Annotated in this window: 3 protein-coding genes; 1 reads left to right on the forward strand and 2 read right to left on the reverse strand. The window is 57.0% G+C overall.

All coding sequences use genetic code 11. The annotated features are described in order from the left end of the window. On the forward strand, positions 1 to 408 hold a 408-nt coding region (locus OZ411_RS42620; protein ID WP_282532751.1), incomplete at its 5' end, for a transposase. Positions 409 to 740: 332 nt separating this feature from the next. Here the strand turns inward: OZ411_RS42620 and OZ411_RS42625 are convergent. Together OZ411_RS42625 and OZ411_RS42630 are read right to left on the reverse strand one after the other, a co-directional pair. Further along, positions 741 to 2,003, reverse strand: coding sequence for an SGNH/GDSL hydrolase family protein (locus OZ411_RS42625; RefSeq protein WP_282532752.1), 1,263 nt, complete (start codon positions 2,001 to 2,003; stop codon positions 741 to 743). Next, complete coding sequence (locus OZ411_RS42630) at positions 2,000 to 2,329, reverse strand: SGNH/GDSL hydrolase family protein (RefSeq protein WP_282532753.1); 330 nt, start codon at positions 2,327 to 2,329, stop codon at positions 2,000 to 2,002. The genes OZ411_RS42625 and OZ411_RS42630 overlap by 4 nt, the downstream gene beginning before the upstream one ends. Between the last annotated feature and the right edge of the window lie 365 nt (positions 2,330 to 2,694).

Consider the following 2,694-nt stretch of genomic DNA (forward strand, 5'->3'; position numbering starts at 1 on the left):
GACGATGTTTATCGCTGTCCCGCCGGCGAGCGGCTAACTTATCACTATACGAACGTAGAGGACGGAAAGACACTGCGCCGCTATTGGACAAGCACCTGCAAGACCTGCGCGCTAAAAGCTCAGTGCACGACAGGCCCCGAGCGCCGCATCTCACGCTGGGAGCACGAGGCCGTTCTGGAGAAAGTTCAGGATCGGCTCGACCACAACCCCAATGCAATGGGTGTCCGCCGTCAGACAGCGGAGCACCCGTTCGGCACGATGAAGTGTTGGATGGGAGCAACGCACTTTCTCACGAAAAAGCTGCCAAAGGTGGCCACCGAGATGGTGCTCACCGTGCTCGCCTACAACATGAAGCGCGTGATGATGATCGTGGGCGTAGGCGGATTGCTGGAGGCGATGCGGGCCTGAGGCCGGCCATTGCGCGACCAAATCAGTGCCTACGCGAAGCTCCTGGTTGCCACCGAGATGACAGGAGGTCGATTCCACCGAATTAGAAGCGCGGCGGCCACGAAATGCGCCGGAACGCCCCCAAGTTGCCGGATTTTCACACGGCCTGGGCCAACAGCTGACATCAACACCGGTCACTATCCGCTCACACTGGCGCCCTGTTGGCTTACATTTTCAATTGCTCGACTGCGACCGCCATACGGGCGCTGAAGACATCGCGCCCGCCAGCGCTTGGTTCAGGTGGTATAAGCACATTCTGCAAAGCGGATATTTCTCTGATCCCGGAGGGGTCATTACACCGTCAGCCAACCAAAATTCTCGGCCGTATGAAGCATCTGGCTCAGTTGGACATGACCGTGATCATGGTCGACAGCACCGTCCGACGCCGCGATCGTATGCGTTATGAGAAATGGCGTGCTGCGATCCTTTGAGACCGAGTCAATCTGTAATTCCAGCCGTTCGATGCTTCGGATGTCGAGGCCACCGACCTGGAGCGTTCCGGCATGGTGATCGGCCCCATCAAAAGCGGCTTCGATTTTCTTGAATTCGGCCATGAATGCAGCCTCGGCGACAGGATTTTGATCGTTGATGACAAACCGAAGCGTATCGTGCCCGTTTCCGCCGTCTATAGTTTGTGCGCCGAAATTGAAAGTGCCGTCGGAGGCGAGAAGGCTCGTATTTTCTTTGAGCACGATCAAGTCATCTCCTCCACCTCCCTCGATGGTGTTCGTTCCTGCTCGGTTTGCAATCAGAGCGTCGGTGCCATTGCCGCCATCAAGCGAGTTCACGCCGCTTGAATTGGTCGCCAATAGGTCATCACCGTTGCCGCCGTCCAGGTCTGCATTTCCGTGACCGGCGGCGATCAACTCATTGCCCGAGCCACCGTGGACGGTCACGTTGCCTTCGCCGGCGTAAATGATGCTCGAGCCGGAGCCACCGAAGATCGTGTAGGCGTCGTTGAGATCGGGGTTGGTGTGATCGATAGGAGTAGCAAAAATGAAGTTGCTGCCATTACCGACGTGAACAACCGGCTGGGTTCCATCCAATATTTGTGTGTGATCGGACGTCAACACAGTATCCGAAAATGCCGCCAAGACCCCGTGTCCGGCATAGGTCGGGTGCTCTGCGTCGAAAAAGAGGACCTCATTCGGGGCAAACGCCGTTGAATGAGTCAAATTGATCAATTCGGTCGACAAACCCGCCGAAAATCCGAAGCTCGCCGGATCCGATGCAACGGTTTCGAACAGCGCGTTCTGGTCGACCAGCTGAATATTCGGGTGGGTCGAAACCAACTGCTCCAAGGCGGCATTGTTAAGCAGAATCAGTTGGTGAGTAAATTCCGCTACCGCCGGTGGCAATTGCGAAAACAACGGCGCATGCGCCGGATCCGGCAGGGTGTAGAGAACGACCTTGTCCACGCCCGCCTGTGTGAGCTCGTTGATTGCGCCGCTGATGGTCGCGATCACGTTGCCGATGACGGTCTGAGCGGTCGACGGATCTTTCGGCAAGCTGCTCTGCAAGTAATGCAGATAATCATTAGCGCCGAGGTTGATCACCGCCGTGGTGTGCGGCGGTGGTTTGCCCCGGACAACTCCGCAAGGTAGGTCTGAACCTGATCTGAGAGATTGATCGGAAGCGGCAATCCGGTTTCAGGGTCCAGGGAGGGTCCTGGAGAAAGATCGCTCGCTAATGCCCCGGCAAATGCAAGATCATCGAGCTTGGCACTCAATAATGCCGCCAACTGCTCGGCATAGGTCGGCCCGTTGGACGAGCGCCCCTCCCAGTATGGGGGCGGGGGTAACCCGATCAAATTGAATAGGTTACCATTGTCTGACAGGCTGTCGCCAAATACCACAAGCGTTTGCTTCGACCCATGGGACATGATGTGTCTCCCGGATATGACTGTACGATTGACGTTTTGACAACTCGTCGGACCTGGGCGTCTTCGCCGGAGGCAGAACTAACTGGCCGGAAAGGGTTAGGTTATCAGCCGTAGGCGGCCCATTCAACTTCGCGAATTCCGGAGCCGACGAGTTCACCATGAACACGAGTCGGACGAGGTTCGGCATCACCTCCCTGGCCAGTTCGACGGCCTTACCGACCTGCTCCACATCTGTGAGCCGCGTTGTGCATCACAGCCAGAATTGGTCCCAATGTCCGAGTTGGGTCTTGGCCTTGTAAAAACGTCTGAGGAGGACGCGGGTTATGAGGTCCGGGACTGGGTGTCTCATGCCGCGATCGCAGCGA

Origin of the sequence: Bradyrhizobium sp. Arg237L, from assembly GCF_029990105.1 — a bacterium.
Classification (GTDB): domain Bacteria; phylum Pseudomonadota; class Alphaproteobacteria; order Rhizobiales; family Xanthobacteraceae; genus Bradyrhizobium.